This window comes from Aequorivita aurantiaca (genome assembly GCF_030410135.1).
Lineage (GTDB): Bacteria > Bacteroidota > Bacteroidia > Flavobacteriales > Flavobacteriaceae > Aequorivita > Aequorivita aurantiaca.
On the sequence record NZ_JAUGQQ010000048.1, the window covers coordinates 1 to 356 of the forward strand.

Annotated in this window: 1 protein-coding gene; it reads left to right on the forward strand. The window is 50.0% G+C overall.

Features of this window, described 5'->3' with window-relative positions:
* The coding region (locus QRD02_RS14360) for a hypothetical protein (protein ID WP_290255651.1) at window positions 1–356 on the forward strand (356 nt) is incomplete at both ends.

Below are 356 nucleotides of genomic sequence, written 5' to 3' on the forward strand. Positions count from 1 at the left end.
GAAACGGGCACCGTTCCGAACTGTTCGGCCGAGACCAGTTTTGTTGTTACGATAAATGCTACACCCATAGTTGACGATCCGGCCGACGTTACAGCCTGTGACAGCTATACGCTTCCTGCACTTACCACCGGAAACTACTTCACCGGCAGCGGAGGAACAGGCACACCATTATTCGCGGGGAACGTTATCAACACTACTCAGACAATTTATGTTTACGCTGAAACGGGCACCGTTCCGAACTGTTCGGCCGAGACCAGTTTTGTTGTTTCGATAAATGCTACACCCATAGTTGACGATCCGGCCGACGTTACAGCGTGTGACAGCTATACACTTCCTGCACTTACCAATGGAAATTA